Source organism: Streptomyces sp. NPDC006335, assembly GCF_040612795.1.
In the GTDB taxonomy this organism is placed as follows: Bacteria; Actinomycetota; Actinomycetes; order Streptomycetales; family Streptomycetaceae; genus Streptomyces.
The window spans coordinates 150806-176985 of the sequence record NZ_JBEXQX010000018.1; the positions used below are offsets into that span (position 1 = coordinate 150806).

Annotated in this window: 35 protein-coding genes; 14 read left to right on the forward strand and 21 right to left on the reverse strand. The window is 68.0% G+C overall.

Annotation, left to right across the window (positions count from 1 at the left end):
• Window positions 1-170 precede the first annotated feature (170 nt).
• The 8 genes from ABZ098_RS36165 (at window position 171) to ABZ098_RS36200 (ending at window position 8353) form a co-directional block, all read left to right on the forward strand.
• A complete protein-coding gene (locus ABZ098_RS36165) occupies window positions 171-650 on the forward strand; it encodes a hypothetical protein (protein WP_356597983.1) in 480 nt (159 codons plus the stop codon).
• A 58-nt stretch (window positions 651-708) separates the two neighbouring features.
• Entirely contained in the window at window positions 709-1995 is a 1287-nt protein-coding gene (locus ABZ098_RS36170) for a ParM/StbA family protein (protein ID WP_356597984.1), read from the forward strand.
• A 315-nt stretch (window positions 1996-2310) separates the two neighbouring features.
• Window positions 2311-2724, forward strand: coding sequence for a hypothetical protein (locus ABZ098_RS36175; RefSeq protein ID WP_356597985.1), 414 nt, complete (start codon window positions 2311-2313; stop codon window positions 2722-2724).
• Window positions 2725-2772: 48 nt separating this feature from the next.
• Window positions 2773-3393 carry a hypothetical protein gene (locus ABZ098_RS36180; RefSeq protein WP_356597986.1) on the forward strand — a complete coding sequence of 207 codons (621 nt, stop codon included), beginning with the start codon at window positions 2773-2775 and terminating at the stop codon, window positions 3391-3393.
• 131 nt (window positions 3394-3524) lie between these two features.
• Window positions 3525-4739: a recombinase family protein gene (locus ABZ098_RS36185; RefSeq protein ID WP_356597987.1), complete on the forward strand. Its 1215-nt coding sequence runs from the start codon at window positions 3525-3527 to the stop codon at window positions 4737-4739.
• Window positions 4736-5128, forward strand: a complete 393-nt coding sequence (locus ABZ098_RS36190) for a hypothetical protein (protein ID WP_356597988.1) — start codon at window positions 4736-4738, stop codon at window positions 5126-5128. Before ABZ098_RS36185 ends, ABZ098_RS36190 begins: the two co-directional genes overlap by 4 nt.
• 133 nt (window positions 5129-5261) lie before the next feature.
• On the forward strand, window positions 5262-6020 hold the full coding sequence (locus ABZ098_RS36195; RefSeq protein WP_356597989.1) for an N-6 DNA methylase: 759 nt from the start codon (window positions 5262-5264) through the stop codon (window positions 6018-6020).
• The gene (locus tag ABZ098_RS36200) at window positions 6017-8353 is read left to right on the forward strand and encodes a hypothetical protein (protein ID WP_356597990.1); all 2337 of its coding nucleotides are present in this window, start codon (window positions 6017-6019) and stop codon (window positions 8351-8353) included. The genes ABZ098_RS36195 and ABZ098_RS36200 overlap by 4 nt, the downstream gene beginning before the upstream one ends.
• 10 nt (window positions 8354-8363) lie before the next feature.
• Here ABZ098_RS36200 and ABZ098_RS36205 read toward each other — a convergent pair whose 3' ends face one another.
• On the reverse strand, window positions 8364-8705 hold the full coding sequence (locus tag ABZ098_RS36205) for a hypothetical protein (RefSeq protein WP_356597991.1): 342 nt from the start codon (window positions 8703-8705) through the stop codon (window positions 8364-8366).
• A 343-nt stretch (window positions 8706-9048) separates the two neighbouring features.
• On the opposite strand from ABZ098_RS36205, the gene ABZ098_RS36210 reads away from it, so the two are divergent.
• Complete coding sequence (locus ABZ098_RS36210) at window positions 9049-9180, forward strand: hypothetical protein (RefSeq protein WP_356597992.1); 132 nt, start codon at window positions 9049-9051, stop codon at window positions 9178-9180.
• A gap of 176 nt (window positions 9181-9356) precedes the next feature.
• Window positions 9357-10127, forward strand: coding sequence for an endonuclease domain-containing protein (locus ABZ098_RS36215; RefSeq protein ID WP_356597993.1), 771 nt, complete (start codon window positions 9357-9359; stop codon window positions 10125-10127).
• 19 nt (window positions 10128-10146) lie between these two features.
• Here ABZ098_RS36215 and ABZ098_RS36220 read toward each other — a convergent pair whose 3' ends face one another.
• A complete protein-coding gene (locus ABZ098_RS36220; protein WP_356597994.1) occupies window positions 10147-10407 on the reverse strand; it encodes a hypothetical protein in 261 nt (86 codons plus the stop codon).
• 176 nt (window positions 10408-10583) lie between these two features.
• Between ABZ098_RS36220 and ABZ098_RS36225 the strand changes: the two genes are divergently transcribed.
• From ABZ098_RS36225 to ABZ098_RS36235, 3 genes are all read left to right on the forward strand, one after another.
• Window positions 10584-11879, forward strand: a complete 1296-nt coding sequence (locus tag ABZ098_RS36225) for a PIN domain-containing protein (RefSeq protein WP_356597995.1) — start codon at window positions 10584-10586, stop codon at window positions 11877-11879.
• A 189-nt stretch (window positions 11880-12068) separates the two neighbouring features.
• Window positions 12069-13025 carry an ATP-dependent DNA ligase gene (locus ABZ098_RS36230; RefSeq protein ID WP_356597996.1) on the forward strand — a complete coding sequence of 319 codons (957 nt, stop codon included), beginning with the start codon at window positions 12069-12071 and terminating at the stop codon, window positions 13023-13025.
• Window positions 13026-13467: 442 nt separating this feature from the next.
• Window positions 13468-13716, forward strand: coding sequence for a hypothetical protein (locus ABZ098_RS36235; RefSeq protein ID WP_356597997.1), 249 nt, complete (start codon window positions 13468-13470; stop codon window positions 13714-13716).
• 216 nt (window positions 13717-13932) lie between these two features.
• Here ABZ098_RS36235 and ABZ098_RS36240 read toward each other — a convergent pair whose 3' ends face one another.
• Window positions 13933-14118, reverse strand: a complete 186-nt coding sequence (locus tag ABZ098_RS36240; protein WP_356597998.1) for a hypothetical protein — start codon at window positions 14116-14118, stop codon at window positions 13933-13935.
• Between the two features lie 272 nt (window positions 14119-14390).
• Here ABZ098_RS36240 and ABZ098_RS36245 point away from each other — a divergent pair, with 272 nt between their 5' ends.
• Window positions 14391-15308, forward strand: a complete 918-nt coding sequence (locus ABZ098_RS36245) for a Ku protein (RefSeq protein ID WP_356597999.1) — start codon at window positions 14391-14393, stop codon at window positions 15306-15308.
• A 517-nt stretch (window positions 15309-15825) separates the two neighbouring features.
• Here the strand turns inward: ABZ098_RS36245 and ABZ098_RS36250 are convergent.
• The 18 genes from ABZ098_RS36250 to ABZ098_RS36335 all read right to left on the reverse strand — a co-directional run bounded on the left by ABZ098_RS36250 (window position 15826) and on the right by ABZ098_RS36335 (window position 25878).
• Complete coding sequence (locus ABZ098_RS36250) at window positions 15826-17505, reverse strand: hypothetical protein (protein ID WP_356598000.1); 1680 nt, start codon at window positions 17503-17505, stop codon at window positions 15826-15828.
• Between the two features lie 218 nt (window positions 17506-17723).
• The gene (locus tag ABZ098_RS36255; protein WP_356598001.1) at window positions 17724-18206 is read right to left on the reverse strand and encodes a hypothetical protein; all 483 of its coding nucleotides are present in this window, start codon (window positions 18204-18206) and stop codon (window positions 17724-17726) included.
• A 26-nt stretch (window positions 18207-18232) separates the two neighbouring features.
• Window positions 18233-18361, reverse strand: coding sequence for a hypothetical protein (locus tag ABZ098_RS36260; RefSeq protein WP_356598002.1), 129 nt, complete (start codon window positions 18359-18361; stop codon window positions 18233-18235).
• 114 nt (window positions 18362-18475) lie between these two features.
• On the reverse strand, window positions 18476-18667 hold the full coding sequence (locus tag ABZ098_RS36265) for a hypothetical protein (RefSeq protein ID WP_356598003.1): 192 nt from the start codon (window positions 18665-18667) through the stop codon (window positions 18476-18478).
• Window positions 18668-18831: 164 nt separating this feature from the next.
• A complete protein-coding gene (locus ABZ098_RS36270; protein WP_356598004.1) occupies window positions 18832-18975 on the reverse strand; it encodes a hypothetical protein in 144 nt (47 codons plus the stop codon).
• Window positions 18972-19238, reverse strand: coding sequence for a hypothetical protein (locus ABZ098_RS36275; RefSeq protein ID WP_356598005.1), 267 nt, complete (start codon window positions 19236-19238; stop codon window positions 18972-18974). The genes ABZ098_RS36270 and ABZ098_RS36275 overlap by 4 nt, the downstream gene beginning before the upstream one ends.
• Window positions 19235-19735 (reverse strand): hypothetical protein, encoded by a 501-nt coding sequence (locus ABZ098_RS36280; RefSeq protein ID WP_356598006.1) that lies wholly within the window; start codon window positions 19733-19735, stop codon window positions 19235-19237. Before ABZ098_RS36280 ends, ABZ098_RS36275 begins: the two co-directional genes overlap by 4 nt.
• A gap of 7 nt (window positions 19736-19742) precedes the next feature.
• On the reverse strand, window positions 19743-20003 hold the full coding sequence (locus ABZ098_RS36285) for a hypothetical protein (RefSeq protein ID WP_356598007.1): 261 nt from the start codon (window positions 20001-20003) through the stop codon (window positions 19743-19745).
• Window positions 20000-20590, reverse strand: a complete 591-nt coding sequence (locus ABZ098_RS36290; RefSeq protein ID WP_356598008.1) for a DUF262 domain-containing protein — start codon at window positions 20588-20590, stop codon at window positions 20000-20002. The genes ABZ098_RS36285 and ABZ098_RS36290 overlap by 4 nt, the downstream gene beginning before the upstream one ends.
• 9 nt (window positions 20591-20599) lie before the next feature.
• Complete coding sequence (locus tag ABZ098_RS36295; RefSeq protein WP_356598009.1) at window positions 20600-20869, reverse strand: hypothetical protein; 270 nt, start codon at window positions 20867-20869, stop codon at window positions 20600-20602.
• A gap of 359 nt (window positions 20870-21228) precedes the next feature.
• Window positions 21229-21969 (reverse strand): hypothetical protein, encoded by a 741-nt coding sequence (locus ABZ098_RS36300; protein WP_356598010.1) that lies wholly within the window; start codon window positions 21967-21969, stop codon window positions 21229-21231.
• Window positions 21970-22081: 112 nt separating this feature from the next.
• The gene (locus tag ABZ098_RS36305; protein ID WP_356598011.1) at window positions 22082-22837 is read right to left on the reverse strand and encodes a hypothetical protein; all 756 of its coding nucleotides are present in this window, start codon (window positions 22835-22837) and stop codon (window positions 22082-22084) included.
• A gap of 364 nt (window positions 22838-23201) precedes the next feature.
• Window positions 23202-23822: a hypothetical protein gene (locus ABZ098_RS36310; protein ID WP_356598012.1), complete on the reverse strand. Its 621-nt coding sequence runs from the start codon at window positions 23820-23822 to the stop codon at window positions 23202-23204.
• Between the two features lie 203 nt (window positions 23823-24025).
• A complete protein-coding gene (locus ABZ098_RS36315; protein WP_356598013.1) occupies window positions 24026-24148 on the reverse strand; it encodes a hypothetical protein in 123 nt (40 codons plus the stop codon).
• A gap of 28 nt (window positions 24149-24176) precedes the next feature.
• Window positions 24177-24701: a hypothetical protein gene (locus tag ABZ098_RS36320; RefSeq protein WP_356598014.1), complete on the reverse strand. Its 525-nt coding sequence runs from the start codon at window positions 24699-24701 to the stop codon at window positions 24177-24179.
• Window positions 24702-24756: 55 nt separating this feature from the next.
• Complete coding sequence (locus ABZ098_RS36325; protein ID WP_356598015.1) at window positions 24757-25014, reverse strand: hypothetical protein; 258 nt, start codon at window positions 25012-25014, stop codon at window positions 24757-24759.
• A 43-nt stretch (window positions 25015-25057) separates the two neighbouring features.
• Window positions 25058-25462 carry a hypothetical protein gene (locus ABZ098_RS36330; protein WP_356598016.1) on the reverse strand — a complete coding sequence of 135 codons (405 nt, stop codon included), beginning with the start codon at window positions 25460-25462 and terminating at the stop codon, window positions 25058-25060.
• A 20-nt stretch (window positions 25463-25482) separates the two neighbouring features.
• Window positions 25483-25878: a hypothetical protein gene (locus tag ABZ098_RS36335; RefSeq protein WP_356598017.1), complete on the reverse strand. Its 396-nt coding sequence runs from the start codon at window positions 25876-25878 to the stop codon at window positions 25483-25485.
• Window positions 25879-26180: the final 302 nt, after the last annotated feature.

Consider the following 26180-nt stretch of genomic DNA (forward strand, 5'->3'; position numbering starts at 1 on the left):
CGTATCAAATAGGGCTTGCATAGGACTCGATAAGGGCACTAGAGTGAGCTCGCGTTGGTTCGCATTCGAGAGCAAACGCGCAGGACGGTGAGTCCATATGGCACAGCGAGAGGCATCCGGCGAACGACCGGATGAAGCGCAGGTGCGAGGGTCGGAGCGAGGTGAGGGCAATGGCGAATCAGCCGGGTGAACCTCGTAAGATCCGCTGGACCGTGCCCGCTGCCGACACCTCGGTGATCGAGTGGCTCGATCAGCAGGAGAACATCTCGCAGTCGCTGCGACTGCTCATTCGGGAGTCCATTCAGCGCGACGGATACATCGACGTCTTCTACAAGCCCGTTGATCAGCTACCGCGTCGCGGCCGACCGCCGCTGGAGAGCATCGAGCAGCGCGAGGACGACGAGGCGGTCATCGAGCGTCGTCCGACCGCCAGGCCGGTTCAGCCACAGCCCGCAGGCGCCGACGAGGTCGAGGTCGGCCCAGAGGCCATCGCCGAGAAGACAGCGCCAGCGCCGGTAGCCCAGCCCGAGCCGGTTCCCGCACCGGTTGAGACGGCCGAGGAGCCCGCGGCAAGCACGGCCAGCTCTCCACCGCCGGAGCCGCCGAAGCAGGCATCCATCGACGAAATCATGGCGAGTACTCGGCGCTGAGTGACGCGGTGAATTTCATTTTCCAGGCAGACACCACAGATACCGAGGGATCGAATTCATGAGCGCCAACAGCAACGACCTCATCACTCTCACCGGCGGCATCGACGTCGGCAATGGCTACGTCAAGGGCGTCATTCAGAACACGAAGCAGGGGACTTTCGACGAGATCGATTTGCCCAGCGCGGTCGTCTCGACTTCCCGTACCTCTCCGAAGGTGCCGCTCCCCGACGCGGATGCGGCCTCCGTGCTGGCCGGCGATTTCTACAATCATATCGACTGCTCGCTCACCACTCCCCTGGTGGCGGCCAGCGACCGCCGGATCTTCGGCCGCGCAGCGCTGTCTGTGCGCGGCTCGAAGTTCACCGAGTTCGAGGTGCTGGGCAAGCACTCCAAGGCCGATCAGGAGTTGAGTAAGGTTCTGGTCCTGGGTGTCTTCGCCGCGAAGGCCCTGCGCGACTACGTCCGCGAGAACGGCGCACTGCCCGATCACGAACTGCGCGTGCAGGTGCGCGCCGGCCTGGCGTTGCCGATCTCGGAGTTCGTCGCGCGTCGCCACGCCTACGCCGCCGAGTTCATCGGTCTGCTGGGCAGCGCGGATCCGACGGTGCACCTGGTGACGATCAAGAACTTCAGCACCCCGGTCTCGGTGCGCCTGCAGTTCGCCGACGTGCAGGTGATGGCCGAGGGTGCCTCCGCCCAGTTCGCCATCACCGATAAGGGCGAGCCGCTCGCACAGGCCTTGCTCGATGATCTGCGCGCCCGTGACGCGTCCCTCGTGGAAGGTGTCTCTGCCTCCGATCTGGTGGCGGTGCAGAACACCATCGGCGTCGACGTCGGCGAGGGCACCGTGAACTTCCCGGTCTTCACCGACGGCCGGTTCAACCCCGAGGCTGCCGACACCCTCGAGGAGGGCTACGGCACCGCGCTGATGAATGCCATGGAGCGCATGAGCGAGTCGGACGCCACGCTGCTGTTCTCCTCGCGCAAGCAGCTGGCCGACTTCCTGCACGCGGAGCCGTCGGTGCTGGTGAAGAACCGTCACCAGCGCGCCTCTGGCTTCGTCGAGGACGAGGCCAGCTACCTGGTCGACGAGATCGTCTCCTCCTTCGGTGACGTCCTCTCCCAGGCCGGCGCGACGACCGAAGTCGTCTACGTCTACGGCGGCGGCTCGGGCCCGATCAAGCACCTGCTGCACCCGGCGCTGCTGAAGGCCGCCGGCGACGTGCCCGTGCTCTACCTCGACTCGAGCTACTCGCGGCACCTGAACCGCGAGGGCCTGTACATCGCGGCGCGCCACGTCGAGCAGCAGGCCCTCGCTGCGAAGCCCGCGGGCAAGCGCAGTTAACGAGGTGGCTTGATGTGTGAGGCACTGGATGCGACCTCGAAGGCCGAGGCCGGGAAGACCGGCGACTTCGTCCTCGGTGAGCCCGGGCGCTCAACGAGGCCGGGACAGCAACGCGGCACCACTGTGGCTGCCACGAGTACGCACGAACCACCGGCCCGCATCGCACGCGGCTCCGGCTCGCTGGGCCGGCTCGGCCCGTGACGTACCAGGTCATCCACCACGCTGTGAAACGCGGTTGCGACCGTGACGCTGCCGAGACCGTGACCTTCACTCACGTCGAGCGCGTCGCCTGACTGCAAGACGGGAGAACTAGGCATGGAGATCGGCAAGCTCACATCAGCGGCCGTTGAAGCCCTCCAGCACCGTGAATCCACCGGCAAGGCCGTCGCCTCCGTCACGGTCGAACCGACCAGGGGTGGCTCGGGCTGGATCAGTTACGAGGACACCGCCCTCGTCACCTACCACGACGGCGAGACCCAGAACCTCAACATCCGCGACACCGCGCTCTCTGCCGCCCTGGAGCAGCACGCGCACGACGAAGCCGAACTCGGATCCGTGCCGACTGTGGTCATCCCCGTCCCGCTCCCCAAGGTCGCCCCGAACAACCGGGTCCGCTGCGAGGAGCATCCCGGCGTGCACATCGAGACCGTCGCATGCCGATGGCCGCACAACGTCACCGCAGACGGGGACTATCCGCAGGTTGGTCATCCCTACCGCGTCACCGACTGACTGCCGCCGACACGCTCCAATTCACCATCCAGGTCTAGGAGAAGAGACGTGATCACGGAACCCACCCTTGACGAACTGGGCACGGATGAGCTGCACGCCTTGATGACCGAGGCCATCCGCGAACTGCCCGAGACGAACCCGGTGCGCAGGCTCTGGGCGCGCTTGGACGAGATCCTTGCCGCAGGTGGCATCGAGTGCTTGCCGGCTCCCTGGGACGGGTACAGCGAACCGGAGGGCGAGGAGCGTGCTCCCGCCGCCAACAACGGCTGTCTCCGCTCTGCTGTCACCGATGGGGTTGGCGCTGCTATCCGTAGCGTTCACCAGCGCGGGTACGAGGTTGCCCTGCCCCTGGAACTGCTGGAGTTCCTCACCGGCGGCGCCGAGACCGCCGCGGTGGGTGAGTCCGAGGCACTCCCCCGGGATGACTTCGAGGTCGTCAACTCCGCGCTCAGCGACAACTGCCAGGTGGCCGAGGGTTTGCGGTGCACGAAGTGCGACTCCATCACCACCCAGGCTGGACACGAGGGGCAGGGGTGGACGCTGGCGCGCCTCGATCTCATGGCCGACCGCCACCGGTGCTCACCTCGGGTCCCCGACACCGGCTCCCTGGATGAGGTCCAGGACTTCGGGCCTCGTCCCGCCCAACTGGACGCACCCGGTGACGTTTGATCCGGAGCCGCCAACCCGTATGTCCAGGATTTCTGGAACCCGCGGGCCTACGCCGCACGGTGAACGCCCCCATGGTGGCCGCCGCGGCCTCAGCAGAGCACCACTGTCCGCTCCGAGTCCGTAGGAACGTCATGACCAACCCGTTCGCCCCGCCCATCGACCTCAGTCACCTGCCGAACTTCCGGCAGGCCGACACACGTCCTCGCCGCGCGGTGTTCCTCGGCCGTGTCTCCACCAAGGACCGGCAGCTTCCCGCCTCGTCCATCCCGCGGCAAGTCGTCCTCGCCGCTGAACGCCTCGATCCGGGTGAAGAATTCGTAGCGCACTTCTGGGATGTGGAGTCCGGGATGTTGCCCACGCACTTGAGGGGCCTGGGACCACAAGAGATGTACGACGGGCTCGGTGTTCCAACGCCCCGGGACGGCGGCCTCCAAGACCTCGTGGACCGTGCAGAGCAGATGGGCGTCACGCACGTCCTGGCCGAGCGTTCCGACCGCGTGGCACGTGCCATGCTGACCAGCCTGACCGTGGAACACGAGCTGGAGCGCCTTGGGGCAGAGGTGATCTACGCCAACGAGCCGACGGGCGGTACCGAGTCCGGCCGGCTGCGTACCCGCAGGTACGGGCAGGCTGAGGCGGAGATCTACCGCGCGACGATGATCGAGATGTCGATGGGCGGCCAGTTCCAGCACGCCATCAACGGATGGAACCACGGCTATCCTCCCTACCCCTACGTCGCGGTGGTCGACGAGGATGCCCCGGTTCGGGGGCAGGGCCGGTTCGGTGAGATGCGGCCGAAGAAGAAGCTCGTTCCGCATCCCGACGAACGCCGGTTCGACGCCGCCCGGGAGCTGTGCCGCCTCCGGCGCGAGGAGCACCTGAAGGGCCCGGACATCGTCGCGATCCTCAAGGCGGAGCCCGACCGGTACCCGATCGACGGCGAGTGGACCTACAACAGGGTCGAGGGTCTGGTCGCGAACCCAAAGCTGACTGGATATCAGGTGTACAACCGGCGGGCGAACCGCACCGGCCGCGCCGGGTTCTCGCGGCGCAACCCCATTTCCCAGTGGGTGTGGTCGCCGAAGGTCGTGCACAAGCCGGTGGTGAGTCTGGAGGAGTGGACGCGGGCCCAGGAGGTCACCGCGGGACTACGCGTGGGGGCCGAAGGCGGACCGCTGCTGCGGATCCGGGCCGCGGCCTCCCGGCTCGGGTTCACCGTCTCTGCGGTCAGCAGCAGCTCCACGCACGCGCTGTACCGGATCGGGAACCGGCAGATCGTCCTGCCCTTCCCGGTGCCGGACACGCTCGTCCAGCAGGTCATCGAGGACTTGGGGAGCTCGGAGTGAGCGAAACCATTGAGGGCCAGGCCCACCGGCGCGGCCGGACCTGGGTGGCCCACCTTGCCGAACACGGTGTTTACGCACACGGGCGAACGCTACGGGCGACGGAGGCGAACGCCGTGGAGGGGCTCGAACTCGTCGGCGTGAGTGCAGAGGTCACGCTCACCCCGGTGACACCGGAGCTGGAGACACTCCGGGCCGCCGATGACGCCCGCGAACAGGCCCTGCGTGCCGCGGTGCACTCCCTGGCCCTGCGCCGTACCACGAGGCGCGACATCGCCATCGCAACACGGGCACCGGCCTGGCTGGTGAAGCAGATCCTCGCCGAGCAGGCGAAGAAGGACGACTCACAGCCCCCCGCTGAATCAGCCACGACAGCCGAGGGCACGGTATGACTCACGCCCGCCCGTACGGGTTCCTGCGGGCCCGCCGCTCAAGGTGCCTGAAACCTGCACGTCTTTCCTTTCGATCCGGAGGCCCACCGTGTCGTCCGGACTCCAAGGCTCCGACTGTTGTGGTGCCGAGCGCATGAGCGGCTACCGGGAGATCGTGAAGCTGTTGGCGGCGAACACCGGCGCGAGGCGGATGAGCGAGGTCTTCGACAACTTCGTCGAGATGGTGGCGCTGGCGATGCGTAACGCCGTGGACGTCCGCGGGAGCGAGATCTGGCAGGCGCGCGAGGCTCAGTACCTACAGATCGCCGGCCGTTACGACCGCGCCGAGCTGGACCGCTTCGCGCACGCTCTGGCTCTGGTGACCACAGAGATGGAGCGCGAGCCCTGCGACGTACTCGGCCGCCTCTACATGGAGTTGGAGCTCGGCAACGAGCGGCTCGGCCAGTACTACACGCCGTATGACATCGCCCAGCTGATGGCCGCGACGCAGATCGACACGGTGGTCGAGCAGGTGCAGCGGGGCGGCTTCGCCGGTGTCTATGAACCCACCTGCGGCGCGGGCGCGTTCGTGGTTGCTCTGTCGCAGGCGATGCTCGAGCACGGTCTGAACCCTCAGACGCACCTGCATGTGACGGCAGAGGACATAGCACCGCAGGCCATGCACATGATCTATATCCATCTGACACTGCTGCACATCCCCGCGGTGGTACGTCGGTCCGACGTCCTCACCCTGGAAATCTTCGAGACGTGGCCCACTCCAGCCCATGTCCTGGGCGGCTGGAGTCGGAGGCTCAGGCTGGGCCAGGCCGTCCGTGGATCACGGCGGATGAGGATCGTGTCACCTCAGGAGACCACCGAAAAACCCGCTGCTGCTCTGGAGGTGCAGCGATGACGATCTCTGACGTCGAGAGCGACGACGTTCCGGCCTGGCGCGGGTCGGCTGTCTCCGCGCCGGTCACCGGGCACGCCCCCGGCACGGCCGACGGCCGGAAGCTCATTCGGCACTCTGCGCGCGAGGGGGGCGCCCTGGCGCACCGCAAGACGACGGCCGCCCCCTTCGGGGCGGCCCCCTGCTCCCGGCTGGCGCTGGTCCCTAGCCCCCAGGTCGCGGCCGGCTCGCAGGATCCGGACAGCGACGCCGCGCGGACCATGGCCGCTCTCGGTTGGAGCGCTGCGTTCGTGGCGACGGTCCGCCTGGCCGCAGCCGGTGGTTTGAAGGCCGACGGTTCCGGGTTTCGCGCGGTGGATGCGGACGGCCGTACGGGCCGGCGGGTCAAGAGTGAGCGGGTGTGGCTACTCGCCCGCTGCGGATACCTCGCGCGCCACTCGTCGGGCTTGGTCGTGGCGACAGAGGACGGATACGAGGCGCTCAGGCTCGCCGAGGCTGCCGGGCCGGGCGTGCTGCGCGATGAGGCCGACGTCATGGCGTCCGTTCGCAAGGCCCGCCGTGCCCGCCAGTGGGACAGCCTCGGCGGGCAGGACGCGCACGCCTTGCCGGTGCTCCCCGGGGGTGGTGAGGAACGCCGCCGTCTGGCCGTCGCCCGCAAGGGCGCGGAGCGGGCGGCCGTCGAGGCGGAGAAGACGCGCAAGCGCACCGAGGCGCTGATGAGGCGTGCGCGGATCCGGGACCGCCGGGAGGCCCAGCGTGAGGCGGCCCGGGAGGCGGAGGCCAGGGCGCCGCGCCGGTGCTGCAGGGGGGTGTGGCCGATGGAACGGCGGTGCGGGGAGTGCCGGGAACTGGCAGCGCGGGGGATTGAGGACTTCCCCGCTCTTCCGGCAGGCAGCACGAACACACAGCAGAGCAGCCACGACGCAGAAGGATTTGGGGGCACGGTGGGTAGGCGGCGGATCACGGTGGAGCGGATCACTGACGGCCTGTGGCACGCAATCACGTGCGGCGAGGTGTACACGGTGGTTCATGAGGACCGCGAGGTGTGGCCGTGGATGATCGTCGCCCCGAGCGGCGACCGGATCGGCAGCCCGTCCGTGATCGACGGCGAGTTTCTCGTTGAAGACGTCCGGGACATCGTCCGCAGGCACGCCGACGGTGAGCCGGTGGCCGTCCCGGTCGTTGCGTCCGCCCCCGAGCCGTCCGCCGCCGACGACGGCAACAAGGCCGAGCCGATGGCCGTTGGTGAGGCGTACACCGGTGAGGCGTTCGCCCGGGCCGCCGCGTTCGACCTGGCGCAGACCCGTTGGGGTGTCGAGTGCACCCGGCATGCCCCGGTGACGGTGTGGGTGGACAGGTTCGGCGACGGAACCGAGTACGAGAGCGCGGCGATGCAGTTCGACAACCGGGTCGACGCCGAGCTCGCCGCCCAGCTGCACGCCGACGACCACGCGCGCCGTGATGAGGGTGTGGTCACACCGGCCGAGATCGAGCAGGCCGCAGCCCTGAGCTTCTCCCGCGACCAGTGGCGGGCGCTGGGCTGGATCCGTGAGGGCAAGGTCCAGGAGACGCGCGGGGGGTTCAAGGCGTACGACGTCAGCCCGGACCGTGCCGACGTGTCGGCCCGTATCAAACGGAACCGTATCCCGGCGCTGTGGTCGGCCGGGTACGTGAAGGTGTTCGCCGTGGCGCCTGGCGTGCGCGCCTTCGGCCTCACGGAGGACGGTGAGCGGGCTTACCGCCTGTGGTCCCGGGTGATGAAGGCGGAGGCCGTCACTGAGCCGGAGACCGACACCGCCCACAACGGCGTGAAGGGGCAGCCGTACCGGCTGCTGTCCGCTCGTCAGTACTGGCCGGGGGAAACGCCGGTGGACGAGGAGATTGAGAAGGCCGAGAAGGCGGCGGCCGAGGAGAAGGCGGCCCGCCTTGATGAGGAGTCCAAGCGACTCCCGGCAGAAGCGGTCGCGCTCATCTCCGAGGCCGAGAAGTCCGGCCGGTGGACGTCGCGCACCCTGGTTCACCCAGCGAGTGCAGCCGTGGTGCAAGTTCACGACGTGAACGAGGACCGCGGCCGGGTCGTGCGGATGCTTTGGGAGTGGACGCCGGACGGCTGGGAGTTCTCCACGGGCGGCACGCTCGACGGAAAGGGGGACCGAACCGAACTCCAGGCGATGTCAGAGGCCCGCGCGTGGGTTCTCGACATTGTGATGTTCGTGGACGACGACGTCACCTCCGATGAGGACGACGACCAGGCCAGCGGCGGCGAACCCCTCCATGTCTCCCGCGAGTTCATCCCCACCGCAACCCCGGGCATCGATGCCGAGATCATTCACTGAGCTTGGCTGATCATGTCGCTGGTGCTATGCCGTATTCATAGGAACGGGGCAGCGTGCCGGTGAGTTTCTCCGGGCCAGGGAGCAAGACGCCTGACGGCGGGCCCCAGGTGCCCTCCGTGCCGGACGAACTGCCGTTGATGATGAGGTTGTTGTCGGACGGCAGCCGGTACGAGGCGTACAGGCCGGCGCCGCCGCCCGCCGTCTTCAGGGCGTTCGCGCGGCGGATGATGCCCTCGGTGACGCCCTCCATGTCGAGGGGCTGGCCCGGCTGGTAGCCGGGGACGTCGACGGAGACGGTGATCTCCAGAGCGCGGGTTCGGGTACTTCGGCAGCACGTGCGGCTGGTAAACACGGACGCAGGACAGGTCGAGGGCGCGGGACTTGACGACCGCGGAGGCCGTCACGGGCCCCTTGGCCGGCTCGGGCTCTACGACCGGCTCGGTCTCGGTCGGCTGCTCCGGCTCGTCGGAGGCGGTCTCGACCCTCTTCTGGAGCCACAAGTGCCTTGTCAGACTCAAACCCCAACTCAGCGGCCGCCAGGCGCCTCTGCCTCGCAAGCATAGTGAGGACGCCTGGCGGCCGGACCGCCGCTCTCGCGGCAGATAGGACGGCAACAGATGCTGACGCCCTCTTCACATGATGACCCCCGCCACCCCTTTCGCCGCAAGCCTCGTCTCAAGCTCATCCTCGTCGGCGTGGTCGTGGTCGCGGTGGCGGCGATGCTCCCGGCGGACCAGGTGAGTGCTGTCGCTCAGGCAGTCGGTGCAGCCGCCGCGTCCACGGTGGTGCTGCGCGGCACCAGGGAGGACGGGCTGATGCTCGGTTAGCCTGAGGACGAGGCGAACCTGAATGCGCCGACGGTCACGCCGCTGACAGCGTCCGGACGGCAGGGGTCGCGCATCCCCGGCCGCCGGTGCCACCCGCCCCGATCTGCGGGCCCCCGCAACCCCGAGCGCGGGGGCCCGGCAGTGCTTTGTCAGTGCCCTGCGGCACGATGCCGCACATGTCGACCCTGGATGACCTCCCGCCATACCGCCGGGCCAAACTGCTCTGGGACTACGCCCATTTCGGCATCTACGGGATCGAGGACATGATCCGCGAACAGGCCGGAGAACCCTGCCCCCTGCCCGGTGTCCCCGTGCCCGCCTCACCTCGCGTGGCCATCCTCGGGTCCGACGGCCGCCGTCACCTGATGAGCGATGGCCAACTCGTCTGCTCTGAACGCGCATCGAAGCAGGGATGGGAGCACAGCCAGCACTGCTCCTGGAGGGAGACACACCAGGAGCCGGCCGAGGACACCCGCGGGACCTACCAATGGATCGAGAGCAGATGGCTCGTGCAACTCGTGGACGAGGGCGTACCTCCTGACTCGGTGCCGGTCGAGCAGCGGTGCGGCGGCGGGAGCTACGGGGGCTTCCACTACTGGCCGCCTCCCCCAGCCAAGACGTCAGTGGTCCGCAGGCTGCGCGCCGCCCTGGTCAACGCCCTCGGCCCGGAATGTCATCTGTGCCACGCACTGCCCGGAGCGATGGTGGATCACGACTACGCGACCGGTCTCGTGCGAGGGCTCCTCTGCAAGTTCTGCAACCGGGTCGTCGAGGAGTGTCCGCACGTGGATGGCTGCCCGAGAGCCGACTACATGACCGATCCGCCAGCAGCACACCTTGCGCTGCGCTACCCGCCCTATCTGTGGTGGAAGCCGAAGGAGTCGACACGGCAGCAGAAGATCGCACTCCTTGGCTTCGATCCGCTCGCACAGTGGCGTCCGAGCTGACCGCCGACCTCCGACACTGCTAGAACAGCGCCAACGTGTCGATGCCCTGCTCCGCCTCGTCGGCCTCATCGCCGTCCAGGCCGAGGTTAAGGGCCAGCTGCTCGCCCGGCCGGGGCAGGTCCACGATCGCCAGCGACCCTGTACAGGACACCAGGACGTTGCCGAACTCGCTCGGCTGCTCGGCGGGGTCATGCCGCCACAGGCGGCCCTTCTTGGGGCGCCCGGCGACTATCCCGGCGGCGATGTGCCGCTCGCAGTACGGGCACTCAACTCGGGGCATTTTAACGCAAACCAGTGTGACAATGCCCGGCCTGCCGCGTACAGCAGACCGCGCATCGGCGTGCTGAGCGGTCGCGTTCCTGGCCGCGGCAGCACGCTCACCGGTATTCCCGTGCACGAGTGCACCAACTCCTGCCACCCTTGCTCCCTACGCGCGCAACTGCAGGAGTACAGACGGTGATCATTCTCGATTCGTGCATTCTCCGAGGCCTGTCCTTGGAGGACAGCAACACAGACCTCCTGCGGGCCATCCGAACTTCGCGAGCCGAGCGCGTAGCCGCGCCCTGGATGGTGCTGGAGGAACTGGCCGCCCAGAAGGCAGTGGCGTACCGGAAGAAGTACGACGCTGCTATCCAGGCCGTGACGTCCCTCGAAGACGCGACGCCCTGGGACTACGAGGCGGTTCTGCCGCAGTGCGATCTGGAGCGGCTACGACAGCACTGGCGCGACCAGTATCTGACCGTCGTCGAGGAGTTGCCGACCAGCGAGCAAGCACTCCGTGAGGCGGTCTTCCGGGAGGCCAACGCTCTGCCGCCGTGCAAGGAAACGGACGGCGGACGGTCGGCGAAGGTCGGCTCCCGGGACGCTGCGATTTGGCTGTCCGCCATCGAGTACGCCCGTCAACACCCGAAGGAGACTGTCTACTTCGTCAGCTCCAACACGCGGGACTTTGGCGACGGCGCCGCGTACACGTGGCCTATGGATGCGGACGTCGCTGACCTCGGTGACCGCTTCCGGCACCTGACAAAGATGGACGAGGTGATCACCCGGTTCGCCGAGCCGACCGATACGGATGAAGAACTGGTAGCCAAGACTCTCCGTGCAGCGAATCTCCTGAAGGCGGTGAAGAAGGCGGCGAAGCGACGGCTTGTGGGCGACGAGCGTCTGTCTGAGTGCTGCTTTCTCGCCGGTTTCTCCGGAGGCGAACTGGAGATTGGCGCTGCCCTGTCCTGGGTGACGATGAAGGCGCAGTTCCACTCCATGCGAGACGTCAGGACATATCGAATCGGTGAGCACGAGTGGTGTACGGCCGTTGTCCGGTGGGACCTTGCCGGCACCGCCTTCGTCAGCCCTTCGACCACTGACACCGCGACTTCCATCGCGACTGCTGGTTGCTCCTGGACGACGTCCGTGATCTTCAGGCCGGACCCGCACGATCCACGTCTCACCGTCCTACGGCACGACCCCACACGCGCCCTGAACCGGGACGAGTTCGAAAAGCTGGAACCATCCAAGGCTCCCGCCATCACCGTCTCGATGCTGTCCGAGTACCTCGCGCGCGACGGCTACAAGCTACCGCTACCGAGGCCGGAGGGAATGTACCCTCCTCCTCCGCCGTGGTGGGCTGAGGCTATCGGTAATGCCGTCCTGGACAGGGAACTGAAGGCGACCCAGGTTCTACGCGAGAGTGCACACCAGAGCGCTATCGAGCGGCGGCTCAACGCTTTGCTGGAGGAAGCAGAAGAGTCGTAACCCGGACGAGGGGCTGCCACCAGCCTTCCCGGAAGTACCGGGCAGGGCGGAGGTGAACAGCCCCCCATGCTCCGTCCGTAGGTCATCTGTCGGGCCATGTCCCGAACGCCCGGCCGTATGTCCGACGCGCGGGATCGGCCGGTACCGCGTAGATGTGAAGAGGTGACCTTGTCTCCTCCCATCGAGCCGATGCTGGCCGAAGCGTGGCGCGAGCTGCCGTCGGACAGGGCGTTGCCCGGGCGCCTGGTCGCCGAGCAGAAACCTGACGGGTTCCGGGCCGTGCTGTTCGCCCGGGGCGACAGGGTCATGCTCCAGTCGCGCAACGGCGCGGACCTGACGCCGGCGTTCCCGGAGATCGCCGCCGCATCGGCGCTCGAGGAGGACTTGGTCCTCGACGGCGAACTCGTCGTGCCGCACGAGGGCCGGCTGCACTTCGGCCAGCTGCAGAACCGCGCTCGCCGACGGGGCCGTGGCGCGGTGGCGGCCGCCGTCGAGCACCCCGCCTACCTCATCGTTTTCGACGTCCTGGAGGCTGCTGGGGTCGAGCTTCTGGACCAGCCGTACAGGGAGCGCCGCGCCCTGCTGGAGGACCTCTTCGTCCGTACGGTCCTCGCCGGGCCGTTCACGCTGTGCCCGGCCACCACAGACAGGGCGACCATGCTCGACTGGCTGGACCCGGCCTGGGGTGCAGCGGGAATCGAGGGCGTCGTCCTCAAGGGCAGCGAGCAGCGGTATCTGCCGGGCAAGAGGGCGTGGATCAAGGTCCGGTCGCGCGTGACCGCCGAGGGAGTGATCGGCGGGGTCACCGGCACACTGGCGGCTCCCGCGTCACTGCTGCTTGCCAGGTACGACAGTGCGGGCCGTCTGCGGCTGATCGCGAAGTCCACTCCCCTGCCCGCCGCGGTGCGGCGAGACCTCGCGGGACGCCTCCGCCCTGCCGGGCCCGAGCATCCGTGGCACGGGCGGCGCTTCTCCGCCGGCTGGGGCACGCAAGGCGAGCTGCAGTACCGCCCCGTGGCGCCGGATCTCGTCGCGGAGTTCCTGGCCGATACCGCGGTGGACGACGGGGTCTACCGTCACCCGGTCCGGTTCCTACGTCTGCGAGGCGAGCTGGGCGTGGAGGACATCCCGCTGCTCGGCGCGTAGGCACTGCCTGTTGCAGCAAGCGCACTCATCGCGGGGCATCGTCACGCAAACCAGTGTGACGAAGCCCGGCCTGCCACATGCAGCAGACGGGGCAACAGGGTCAGCGGTCGGCGGGGTCGAGCCGCTGGCACCCGCACTCCTCGGGGCGGTGCTGCGCCCCGCCGAGGTCACTGACGGTGGTGTCGGCCTGCGGGAGAGCGGCGGCGTTTGTTCGTAAGTGGGGGCAGTGGGATTCGTGCAAGGTCGGCTCAGCGCGATCGGGCTGTCAGGCCGGCTAAGGGACGGGCGGGGGGAAACCGGATCGCCTCGTGCGCGCGGCCAGCGGTGATCCTAGGTTTCCGTGAGAGGCATTGCCGAGCCGCTACGGTCCGCGAAGAATAGACCGCCCGGCTGCCGTGATTCTTGGCGGAGCGCAGCAGCCGGGCCGAGCGAAGGACATTCGATGATGACCCTCACGGCCATTGTGGCGCTATCACTGGCGGCGGGAACCGCCTTTCTCGTCGACAGGCGCGGCGAGGGCCTCGGCCCCGCCATCGCGGCAGGTACCGCCGTGCTGGCTGCAGTCTTCCTGATGCTGAGCGGCCCGGAGGTCACTGCGGGCACGCCGTTCCGAGCGCCCGACTCGTCCCTGACCGTGCCGCTCCCGCAGGGCGCCACGCCAGACGGCACAGAGGCTACGCCTTCCCACTGAACGCTCACGGGAAGCCGTTCGGGCCGACCATCACCGACTGGGAAATCGGTACCTACGACGATCCCCCATGACGGGTGCTCGTCGTGCAGGACCTCATCCCACGCGGTCTGCTGCCTTTCTGACCCGCCGGCTCATCGCCCGATCCTCCTGAGTCCCCCCGTCTTGGCGGGCGCTCGCGGTTCGGGCTCACGGAGGCACCGGGCGGCCCTCTGTGTGTCAGGCCTTGGGGTGGGGGAGTTCGCCGGGCTTGATCGGCAGAATCTCGATGCTGGTGGCGCCGGCCTTCTCCAGTTCGGTCTTGCGGTGGTCGGCGGACCTCTCGTCGTAGGAGACGGCGGAGGCGCGCGGAGTCCCGTCGGCGTCGGTCCAGGTGAGGCCGTAGTTCTGCATGGTGATCGTCATGGGGTCATCATCGCTGGCGGCACTGACATCGCCGAATGAACTACTTCTGGCCGAGATCTTCCCCCGTGGCTGGTTTTGGGCGCATGCTGTGCGTCCGGGTGCTTCCCCTTCCCCCAGGTGGAGTCCCTGTTGGGCCCTGCTGTTCGCTGCGAGCAGCGGGGGCCCGCCGCCCCTCCCGGTCCTCCCCGCGGGAGGGTATGCGGCTGTCCGCATGCGACGCCTCGCCGTCGGTCATACGCTGATGCTGCTCGGGGCTCACGCGGAGGTCACCCATGCCCCGAACGATTTGGAGCGGTGCGATCAGCTTTGGGCTGGTCACGGTACCTATTCACGTCCAAAGTGCCACCGAAAACCACTCGATCCAGTTCCACATGTACCACCTGGAGGACATGGGCCGGGTGCGCACGCGGAAGGTGTGCGAGCTGGAGGACCGCGAGATCCAACAGTCGGAGATCGGCAAGGGCTACGAGTACGCCAAAGGCAAGGTCGTCCCCATCTCGGACGAGGAGTTGCGGGACCTGCCCCTGCCGACCGCGAAGGCCATCGAGATCGAAGCGTTCGTGCCCCTCGACAGCATCGACCCGATCCAGATCGGCGACGGCTACTACCTCGCCCCCGACGGCCAGGTCGCAGCGAAACCGTACAAGCTGCTCGTGCAGGCCCTCGGCCGGTCGTCGAAGGTGGCCGTCGCCAAATACGCCTGGTCCGGCAGGGAACGCCTCGGCCTACTGCGGATCCGCGACGGCGCGATCGTCCTGCACGCCATGCACTGGCCCGACGAGATCCGCGACCCGTCCGCCGTCGACCCGCCGAACGAAACGGTGTCGGAGGAGGAGATCGAGGGGGCGCTCGCCCTGATGGAGTCGATGACGCGCGAAGACCTCGACGGCCCCGACTTCGAGGACACCTACACCGACGCCCTCGCGAAAGTCATCGAGGCCAAGCGGGACGACCGCGAGCTCCCCGAGGCGCCGGAGCCCGAGCAGCCAACCCAGGTCCTGGACCTCATGGCCGCGCTCAACCAGTCGGTGGAGAAGGCCCGGGCCTCCCGTGGCGAAGACGCCGACGTACGCGAACTGTCGATGAAGACCGCAGCCAAGAAGACGGCGAAGAAGCAGCCGGCCAAGAAAAGTGCGGTGAAGAAGAGAGCCGGGAAGGAGGCGACCGGCCGCCGGCCGCGCAGCGCCTAGGATCGGTCACCTGGCGCTGATCTCACCAGGTGGTTGCGTCGACGGTGCAGGCGGCTACTCCGGCGGAAGCCCCCGAGCGCCGGCCCGCTTCGTGTCCGACAATTTCACGCCACTCAGCTGCGCGCCACGAAAGTCGGCGCGCCTGGACGCGGCCGAACGCCCCTGGCGCCGAGACCGACCGACGCGACGGCGCCGACGGGCGCGCCGTCGAAGATCATCGATGCTCGTCGTCCTTCCCACCCGTTCATCGCATCGCACACGCCCGGCCACAGCAACGCTTGCTACTCCAGGAAGACGATCCAGGTCTATCCGCTCATCCAGCGGCGACACCGTCCGCAGACAGATCGTGCCGCGCATCGCCCGCCGCCGTGTCGTGACCGACCTGATGGCCTCGCCGCCTCACCGGCGAGGCCATCATCTCCTGGCGCGACCCAACATCTCCAGACCAACTACGCATACCAGGATGAAACAACGGGAGAAAGCGACCTCTTAGCCGGGGATCTTGTACAGATTGACGTCAGTGAGTCCTCTGGGGCAGTCGCAGCCCAACCATACCCAGAGCCTCCGAGTGGAAGCTGACTTCCATGGCGACCAGCCCGTCGACGACCTGCTGGGCCGCTTCGCCGAGCTCGCGCACGGCGTCGCGGTTGTTCTTCCCGAGGATCTGCTCTACGCCATGCGCCTGCGTGATCTGCAGGTTGAGACGCACGCGACCGTCAGGTTCGCAGACCGCTGCGAACACATCCAGCTCCAGCTCGCCGGCGTACCCGCCGATGCAGTTGTTGAGCATCGCACCCCAGCGGGAGAGCGTCTCGGCATCACGGGCGACGACGAGGCTCAGACCAGGGGCTGCTTCCCGACCGTCCAGCAGGGCGGCCGTCTGCAGTGCCCATTGGTGGCGCCGGGCCTGCTTCGTGATCCGCTCGAGACGGCGGGCCGCCTCGCGTTCGTAGCGCTCACGATCGCGGGCAGCCATCAGCTCGCGCCGACGGTCCTCGATCAGACCCAACGCCTGCACGCGGAACGCCTCGTCCTTCCAGAGGTCCCAGTCAGCGGCCTGGGCCGTGCCCTCGGGAAGCAGCCGGATCTCGCGGTTGTAGTGCTCCATCTCGCGAAGGGCGTAGATCTCCTCCTGTATGACACGTTGGGCCGTGCGGCCCCGGGGGTTGTGCCAGCGCTCGATTGCGGGCAGGTCCCGGACCAGGTGCTCGAGGTCACGGGAGCCGCGGACTCGGCGCTGCCCGCGGGCAGCGATGATCTCCGGAAGGAGGTCGAGGTCACGGGTGACGGCCAAACGGTGAGCCGTGCAGTCGGCTGCATCGGCCAGCGTGCGCCGCGCCTGGTGGACGGGCTCGTTGAGGATCCGTCGCAGCACCGGCTGCGGAGTCCGGCGCAGGATCGAGCGAATGCCTCGCTGCTGCAGGGATGTGAGCGACAGCTCGCGCATCAGGCTGCGGCCGTCGGCTGTTTTCGTGGTGCGCATTGCGTCGATGAGCCAGTCCACAGGCACCAGTCCGCGGAACATGGCGAACCAGCTCAGGGTGCTGTTGTCCAGACGTTCCACCTCGCGGGCCAGCGGCCGGCGGTAGGCGCGCACGCCGAAGAGGTTCTTCGCGACCTGCGCATGGTCGTGGGCATCGAGATAGGGCAGGTAGGCGGAGGCCGGACGACCCTGCCAGCCGTCCTTGAGCAGCGGGAAGCGGTCGTTCCAGTTCGGTAGCCCGCCGATGTGTTCGCGGATCGCGGCGATCGCCTGGTCCACGGCGTTGTCGACTCCCTCGGGCTCCGGTCCTTCGAGCCGGCGGGCCAGAGGGTTGCTGCGCATCCACTGCTGCAGCGTCTCGGACAGCCCGTGGATCCAGGACTCGACCAGGGTCTCGGAGAAGACATGGCGGGTGGTGGATTTGCCGGTGCGGCGGTCGATCTCGCGCAGGACGACGAGGTTCTTCTTGGTGCGTGCCATCGACGTGAGCTTCTCGGAGGTCCAGTAGTGAAATGCCTTGCCCGAGGCGCGCATGCGGTGCACGCGCTTGTAGAGCGAGACAGCAACGGACGTCCGGCCGTCAGGTAGAGCCCGCGCCAGGATCCTCAGACTGATGCCGGAGATCGCGCCTTCGACAGCGGCGACACCCTGCTCGGCAAGGGCGTCGTCGACATACTTGATATAGAGCAGGGCGTGCTCGGCGCGCTCGGGCATGGCGATCTCCCCCGGGAAGATGTGATGGATTCGGCAGTGAGAGCCCCGGCGCTGCTTTGCAGCGCATTGCCCGCGTCTCATCCGATTCCCTCTCCCCCAGCTCGCCCCCCTGTCAGGCCATTTGGGATCACCTTTCGATTCGAGGCCATGTCACCCGAAGGGCCTTTCGGTGGATCTCCTTCCGGCAGCGGCGGGGCTGCATCATTCGGTCGTCACGGTCAGTCGGTGCCGATGCCGGGGCACCAAACGCCGGGCCGGTCGTGCCACTCGTGGGCGTCGTGGAAATCGTCGTGGCCGCACGGCCGGCGCCCGTTCTCCTCATCGGCCGGTTCCCTGTCGGGTCCGGCGAGGTTTCGGCAAAGTACGGTCGCGTGTTCGGTATCGAGCTCCAGCGAGTACGGGCGCCGCTCCTCGTCGGACATGAGGACGATCACGGTGTCGTCGTCGCCCCACAGGACATCGTTCAGGCCCCAGCGGAGATGCGTCGGGTCGTCGGCGGCCGCGAGATCATCGGCGGTCGGGGCGGCGGGCGGCATGAGTCCGGCGGCGACGGCAGCGCCCAGCCATGACTCGGCCTCGCTGACGAGGAACTGAAGGGTGCTCGGGAGGAGTTCGTCCCAGGATTCGGCGACGGTCGGCCCGTAGCCGTTGCGGTAGCGGGACTCAGCGAGCTGGACGGCTCGGGAATCGGTGTCGGTCATCAGAGGCTCCACAAGGTCACTGCGCATTATTCGAAGACGAGTTCTTCCTCGCCGGGCATTTGGTCGTCGCGGCTGCTTGTGCGGATCCGGGCCGGGATGCCGTTGAAGCGGCGTTCGCAGACCGGCTCGTAGCCGGATGGGGTGCGGTGCTTCATCTGGCGTTTGCAGCCGCGGCACCGGGGCGGCTCACTCCACCTCAACTCCAGTGTGTTGCGGGGATCAATAGAACCCGCCACAACCCCGGGCATCGCTTCTGCTGTGACGATCAGTCACCGGATGGGCTTCCCACACTGGTCGCAGTGGTACGCGTAGACGTCCATCAGGTCCGCGCGTCGCGCGGGCATCAACGACTCAATGTCGTCCCGCTCCCGTGCGCAGGGCGGGCAGACCCAGAAACTGCCCATGAGGTACGCGACGGTTTCCTGCTGCGGGTCGCCCTGGTTGGCGTTGATCTCAGACATGGCCCGATCCTTCAGCGCTGCGGCCCGGCGGTGTAGTGGTAGCAACCCTCCAGCGACATCGCTGGCTGCTCGGCGCCGAAGGGAGCTTGCGGTCGATGGACCACCACGAGCGTTGGCGTCCAGCGCCCTCGATAACCTGGCCGCGCGTCGTGGTCGGTGAGTCCTCAGCCGCCTTCCATCTGAACGCCGTCGCTGGGCGGGGTGCGGCCGGGTTCGCCGCAGTCGAAGGGTGCCATGTCGATGCCGAGGGCGGCCGCTTCGAGCGCTGTGACGGTTTCGAGAATGGCGTGGGCTTGGCGGAGTCTCACGTCCAGTCTCCGTTCAGGTATGCACGGGCTGCGGCTTCGACGTCCCACATCCGCCCACCGGCGATGGCGTGGATGGGCGCCATGTTGTCGAGGTGTGGGTTCATGCCGACCATCCACGCGCGGGCGGTCGCCTCGCCTTCCACCTGGGCGAGCTGCTGAAGGATGCGAGCGGCGTCTGCTTGCTGCTGCGGGGTGGTGAGACGGGCGGCGAGCCGTGGGCCGAGTTGAGCGGCCAGGAAGCCGACGGGGTCGGGGACGCTCACGTCGGGAACACCTCCGGCTGCGCGGCCTTCCAGTCCAGCCACCGCTTCGGGTAGATGTCGTGGTCGCGGTCCATGGCCTGCTCCAGAGACAGCGGGCCTACGGTCTGGCGGGATTCGGATCCGGGCGGGCCGGGCACGAACAGCGGACCGTACTGCCAGGTGACGACGCGATATCCCCAGTCGGCGGCCCCGTACTTGATGAAGACGCGGGTGACGACGCGGCCTTCGACATCGAGCGGGCGTTTCAGCATGCGCTGCCGTTCGCGGTCGCCGAGGAAGTAGTGGATGTACTCATCGATGTACGAGGCGAGCATGGCGGCTTCGGCGTCGGTCGGCCGTTCCTTGCTGCCCCAGCTGTACGGGCCGGTGTCGACGTCGATGTAGGCGGCGATGTACTTCCACTCAGGGTTGAAGCTGGTAACGACGGGGATGCGCAGCTTGGTCAGCGGGTCGTCGCGGTCGGCGTCGGTGCCGAACGGCCAGTCGGTGGTGGTCATGCTGTTCCTATCGGTTGAGGTTCGTCAGGTCCGCCCATCCGTTGACGAGCCGGGGGTTGCGGGCGGCCAGCACTTTGTTCGCGACCCGAATCCGGGCCTCAAGGCGCTGCCGGGCTTCCGTGTACTGACCGTCTCGGCAGACGGCGCGCAGGCGGGCAGCCTCCGCACCATGACCCACCGCGGCCTGCACGCGGGCCGGCTGCTGCCCGGCGGACAGGCCGGCGACCGCATCCGGGACGGGGATCGTGGTGCGCGGGAAGGCGATCACGGCTGGCCCTCGGCGACGCGCCTGGCTTTGGCCATGTCGGCGTCGGTCTGCGGGGTGCCGCCGCCGTTGACGAGGAGGTAGAACGCGGCCTCGTCCGCCTCGGTGGCGCAGTCCTTTGTCTCCGCCACGAGCAGCGAGCAGTAGCGCTCCATGAAGCGCTGCCCCTTCGGCGCGAGGCCGTTGTGCCGGACGTAGGGGCCGTCGTCGGTGTCCTCGGTGACGTCGACGTGATCGCCGGGCAGCCAACTGGCGGGGATCGCGAACTCGCTGCCGAACCACATCACGGCGGTCGTGAGGCGCTGCTTGCCATCGACGACGGCCCACATGCCCTGGCCGGTCTGCCACGGGTCATCGCCGATCCACGCACCGTTGCCCCGGTCGGCAAGGATCACGACTCCAGCAGGGAGACCGCGCATCCAGGTCTGCACGAGGGCGATGCGCTGATCCTCAGTCCATACGCTGCCGCGCTGGTAGGACGGGTTGGCGTCAATCTCACCCTCGACGACGCGGCGGGCGAGCCAGCGGGCCGACTGGTACGAGGGGTTGAGGCTGACGTGGTCGAACGGGGCGGCGGTCTGGCGGGTCATCACGGTCTCCTAGTTGGCGGGCGGTTTCGGCGTCTCGGTGCGGGCCGCGTACAGGGCTTCGCGGTGCTGGGCCATGGCCTCTTCGCGGGTGCTGGCCTTGTCGACAGTGGTCTCGACGATCCGGTCGCCGAGCAGCCAGCCTTCAAGCCGCTTGTCGGGGGTGTTGTCGAAGACGGTGGTCTCGTAGGCGCGGAAGTCGACCTGGATGGTGGACACGGTCAGCGTCCACTCGTCGCCGCGCTTCACGGATGTCTGGCGGACGATTCGAGAGATACGCATCGAGTTCTCCTTATGCAGCCAGCGCAAGCTCCGCTGCGGCGAGGCAGTGGGCGGGTTGATAGTGCGCAGGAAGGCGATCATGGCTGACGGCTGGCCCCGGTCATCTCGGGTTCCTCAGGGTGGTGGGGCCGGTGCGCCGGGGGAGCGGGCTTCACTGGGATGCGGGCGGGCTCACTCGCTCCAGCCGATCAGCCGGAACTCAGTTCCTTCACTCTCCAGCTCCTGCTTCGAGCTGAACTGCTCCGAGCCCCAGACGAGGCGGAGGATCGCTCTCCGTGGGACGCATGCTGGCCGTGTGGCGCCGGACCAACCGGCCGCGCACCGCGGTGATCCTTACCGTCATCGTGGCGGATCCCGCCTCAGTAGCCCTTGCGGGCCGCCGCGCGGGCCAGCCCTTCGGAGTCACGGTCGGGGATGGTGGCGAGGAGTTCACCGGGGCTCGCGGCCCTGGCGAGGGACTTGGTACGGGCCGGGTCGGCGTACAGAGTCCACACGTCGCCGCCCATCCGGGGTCGGTAGGAGAGCTGCCAGAACCGGCGATTGGCGTAGCAGATCCGCCAGGAACGCGGACCGGACGGGTGCGCGCTCACACCAGTTGGAAGGTCCGGTAGTTCCGGCGCGGGACCGTACGCACGGTCTATGTAGGCAAGATGTTCGGCCGTCGCCGTAATGGCGACGCGCACCGTGTGCGGCCACCGGTGCCCCTCGGGCAGCATCGGTACCCACTCCTCCCACTGCGCCTCGCTGCTCGCGCTGCCGGTGTACGGCACCCAGGCCGCGCCGGGCGCGTAGTTGAAGCCGAGCCTCATCAGGTGCCAGCCGGCGGCGGTCTTCAGCCCTTCCGTGTTCGCGCCGTCGATGATGGCGTCCAGGTAGATACCGGCGGGGTCGTTCTCCCGACCGGCCGCGCCCCGGTCCATGAGCGGGACCGTGTGGCGTTCGGTCGTGCTGCCTTCGGAGGTCATGAGCCGCAGCGTGGCGCCCCCACCGGCGAGCAGGTACGCCATCCGGATTTCCGCGACGGCCGGCAGGGCGACGAGCTGGCCCGCACGCATCCGCTCTAGCCGCTCGGTCAGGGTGGCCGACACCTGGGACCTCATGCTGGGTTTCCTCTCGGGTTGCTGCCGTGGTCGGTTGTGTGCTGAGTGGCCCCGGGCCGGTCTCGACCCGGCCGGCCGCCCGCACTCGTCGCAGGGCAGGGCGCCATGCGGCCTAGAACGGGGGGCAGCACAGGGGGCCGGTGCACTCGTGGGCGGCGGCCTGGGCCCGCGCGGCCTGGCGTTCGCGCTCGGCCTGATCGCTGCGGATGATGCGTCGGGCGACACACGGGGCGTTGTCGCACGTGGTGTGCCCCTTCAGGGCGTCGGTGGAGTCGTCGAAGACCTCGATCAGCCCGTAGTCCTCGCACCAGCCGCACAGCGGCTCAGGGGCGTGCAGGCTCTCGCCGTCCACGCATCCGATCCAGTTGGACGAGTCGTACCAAGCGCCCTGCCCGTCGGCCTCGATCCACTCGATAACGCGCGCGCAGTGCAGACAGGTGTACTCAGGCTCCGGCACCGGCAGCCCGAAGTGGCCGGCCACGGCGGCAGCACACTGCCCGGCCTGCATGCCCGCGCTCGCCGTGGGCTTGCGCTCGTCGCCAAACCCGTTGAACACGAACCGGGTTGACTCGTCGTCGGTGACCGTGGCGGCGACGGCCCACAGTGCGACCGTGGGCAGGTCGTAGTGATCGGCGAACTGGCGGCCCTCCGGGGTGCGGGCGGACGGGTCGGCCACGCAATGGATCCACACCCGTGCACGCCCCCGCACGCTGCACACCAGGTACTCCGTAGGCAGCCCGCGCCACGGCTGGTCCACGTGGTGCACGATCCCGAGCGCTTCGAGTGCCTCGCGGAGCATGGCGCCGGTGTGCCCGTCGTACGCGGGGCGCGTCTTGGTGAGGCTGGGGCGTGCGATGAGCGTGGACATGCAGGGCTCCTCCTTGGGATTGGTGCGTGTGCCGTGGCCGTGGGGCACCGCCGGTCGACGGCGCCTCGTGGGGAAGGGATGAAGAGCGGGGCGCCGTTGTCGGCGGTGCTCGCCGGGGTCAGTCCGGCGGTGGCTGCCAGGGCGCGCGCCGCGCGCCGGTCGCTCGCGTTTAACTCGGCGACCGCCGCTATGCGGGCTGCCTTGCCGCGCGCCGTGCATGTGTCCTCATCCACTGAAGACCAGACCGGATCAGCTCCGCTGATCAGGCAGACAAAGAGAGACCTCCGTCCGGCGAGCATGATGCTCAGCCGACGGGGGCTCCGCGGGATTCACCTGCCGACGCCCAGAGGTGAGCCCCAGTCGGTTACGGCTGGATGCTGCCGTCCGGCACGAGAATCGTGATCTGGTCCTGGCACAGCTGCTGGCCGCCGTTCGAGAAGAGACCAGTCAGGCTTCCTGCGTCCGTGCCTTCCTGGTCGGGCCCGATCTTCAGCCGACTCCTGACGTGCGGGTCGCCGGTGTAGCTCGGCTTCGAGGGGTCGATGGGCTGGACCGTGCAGCGCAGCCGCTCCAGCCGCGGCGTCCGGTCCGCTTCGTGCGGATCGATGATCCGGACCGTGATGTCGTTGGCGAAGGTCTTCTGGGACCAGAGGAAACCCGTCGGCCTCTGCTCCTGGGTGGTCACCGTGCCGTGCACGACGACGTCCCGGTCCTGGACCGTCGTGTAGTCGTAGCTGATGTCGGACGGATACTCCGAGGCGGTCGTGGCCCTGTAGTAGCTGCCGTCGGCACGCTCGACGAGCTTCTGCACGGGGTCCGCGGCGTAGACGATCTTCGTGTTGGCCATGACTGCGCGGTCCTGGGCTTCCCGGCTTCTCAACTGGTTGCCCCAGATGACCAGGCTCGCGACCAGGACGGCGATGGCCGCGATCGCGATCGCCCAGCCGCGAAGGAACGAGCGCCCGCGTAGGGGGGTGTTGTACATGGTGGTGGTCTCTCTCTTTCTGCTGGTGCTCAGGCAGTTCCGAGATCGCTGCGCACGCGCAGCCGCTTGGCGAAGAAGCCGGCCTCGATGTCGAAGTGGCCCTGATGCAGCTCGTAGAGCGCAGGGCAGCCGGGCTCGGAGACCCAGGCCTGGATCGCTTCCGGGAAGAGGGCTTTGCCCTCCCAGGCGAGGTGCCAGGCTTGTCAGTAGTGAACGAGCTTCTGGAGCTTCATCTCGGTCCACGCCGGCCGGTCGGGCTCGGCTGCGGCGCGCTTCTGCAGGATGTACTCGGCGACGTCGAAGGCGGATGTCAGGGACTCGGCCACCGCTTCACCTGTCATCTCGCTCTGGTCATCACCACCAGTGCCGGAACAGGTAGTCACCGCGCGGCAGTTCGCCGCGGCGGATCAGATCGGCCAGGACCAGCCGCAGCGACGGCGAGAAGGCACGATCGGCGAAGAACCGGTCCTCGAACACGGCGTTCTCAAGGTCTTGCGTCGCCGGCGGGTTCGCCTCGACGGTGGCTGGTGTGTTTTCGTCAGCGACGCGGATGCTCAGCCAGTAGGCCAGCTCCGTCGTGCCGGTCTTGAAGACGCTCTCGCCGGTGCGTGAGTCCCAGCCCAGGTAGATCTCGGCGTCGTCGAGGTCGCCGAGTGCCTGCAGGTACTCCCCGTCGGAGGTGAGCTCGTAGAGCTTCACGCTGTCATTGCCGATGTGCTCGTCGTCCCGCTGGCATCCGCGCAGCGAGCTGTACGGCTTGCCGTAGACGCGCTCGGCGATGGCCTCGATCGCAATGTGTCCGTTCTCGACGGTCACAAGATCAGCGTGCGGTTCCAGCGTGTAGACGCTGCGGGGCGTGTATTCGGGTGCATCAGGCATGACCGGGCCCCTCTGTGCGGTTCGGAGATGGTTGCGGGGACGAGCCCCTACGGGCTCAGTGCTCGCCTCGCAGGAGGTCCGCCAAGGCCTGAGCATGGGCGTTCTTCGCTTGTTCAACGGCAGCCTGCTCCTGGAGGGAGTGGATCTCCTCCCCCGCCTGGATGCGCTCGTCGACGGCGTCCATGGCGAGAATGGCGGCAGCGAGTTCGAGCCGGGCGTCCGCCACGCGGCGCTTCAGTTCGGGGTGCCGCTCGGACATCACGCCCAGCCGGTGGACGGCGTCGACCTTCTGCTCTTCACCGACGGTGGACATAGCGGAACTCGCCTTCTGCTGGGTGGTGTTGAGGGGCGTGGCGTCAGACCTGGGCCGGTACTCCGGCGAGGTCGATCCTCCGGCCGCGGGCCAGCTCGGCGGCCGGGACGACGATGCGGTAGCCGCCGACCGGGTAGCTCGGGTGGGTCGAGAACACCACGGCGCACATCCAGGAACCGGAGTGGCGCTTACGGGGCACAGGCTCCTCCTCGACGCCGTCGGGCAGAGCGTCCTTCCGGAACTCGATCGGCACTACGACGACGCGGTAGGACTGGTTCGTGCGCGGCGGCTCCCAGGGCAGCTCGACGAGTAGGTCCCTGGGCCACTCTTCGATGGTCACGGGCAGGGTGGACAGGTAGTGGTTCGTCGAGCCATCGGGTGCCTGGCCCAGCCGAGCCCGCTCCTGTTCTTCGGTCTCGATGAAGCCGATGCGGCTGAGGAAGCTCATGGCGATCAGTACTCCCTGGGTCAGTGGCTTGTGCTCGGCTCGGACCGCCGGCATGTTCGAGGAAGACGGGCCCGTCGCGCTCGCAGCGCACGCCGTAGACGTGTGTCCAAGGCGGCGAGGACCTGGCCCACGAGGTCGTCCGGCTTCGTCAGCCAGTGGACGAACACCCTGGTGTCGTCAATGCGGTTCCAGGAATGCCGGACGATGACGCCGATGCGGCGGGGGACTGCGCCGAACGCGCATTCGAGGTAGCCGCTGGTCTCAGCGAGGAGGACGTAGTTGCCGACTGCGGGCCAGACACGCTGCTCGGTCGTGCTGCCGTGGTTCTTGGCCCTCGGCTTCCGTCCGATCAGGTCCGGCAGGAGGAAGGCGAGTCCCATCGTCGCGAGGGCAGCGGCAAAGACGATGAGAATCATGGGCAAGCGGTCTAGAGCATCTTCATCGGCGCGGTTTCCTTCGAGACCACAGTGGAGGGGGAGAGAAAAGACAGGGCGAAGAAGCCACTGGTCAGCGAGTCTCGCTGTAGCCGCACTCGGAGCACGTGTGCGTGACCTTCTTGGTCTTCTTGCCGTCGCGGACACCGTGGGTGCTCGACTCCATGTCGGTGGCGCAGTTCGGGCAGTTCATGGCCGGCTCCTGGCGTGACGAGGATGTTCTTCAGCGCCAGATCCGGATCAGCTCCGCTGATCCCTTGTGCTCACTGCCGTCACGGGACGAG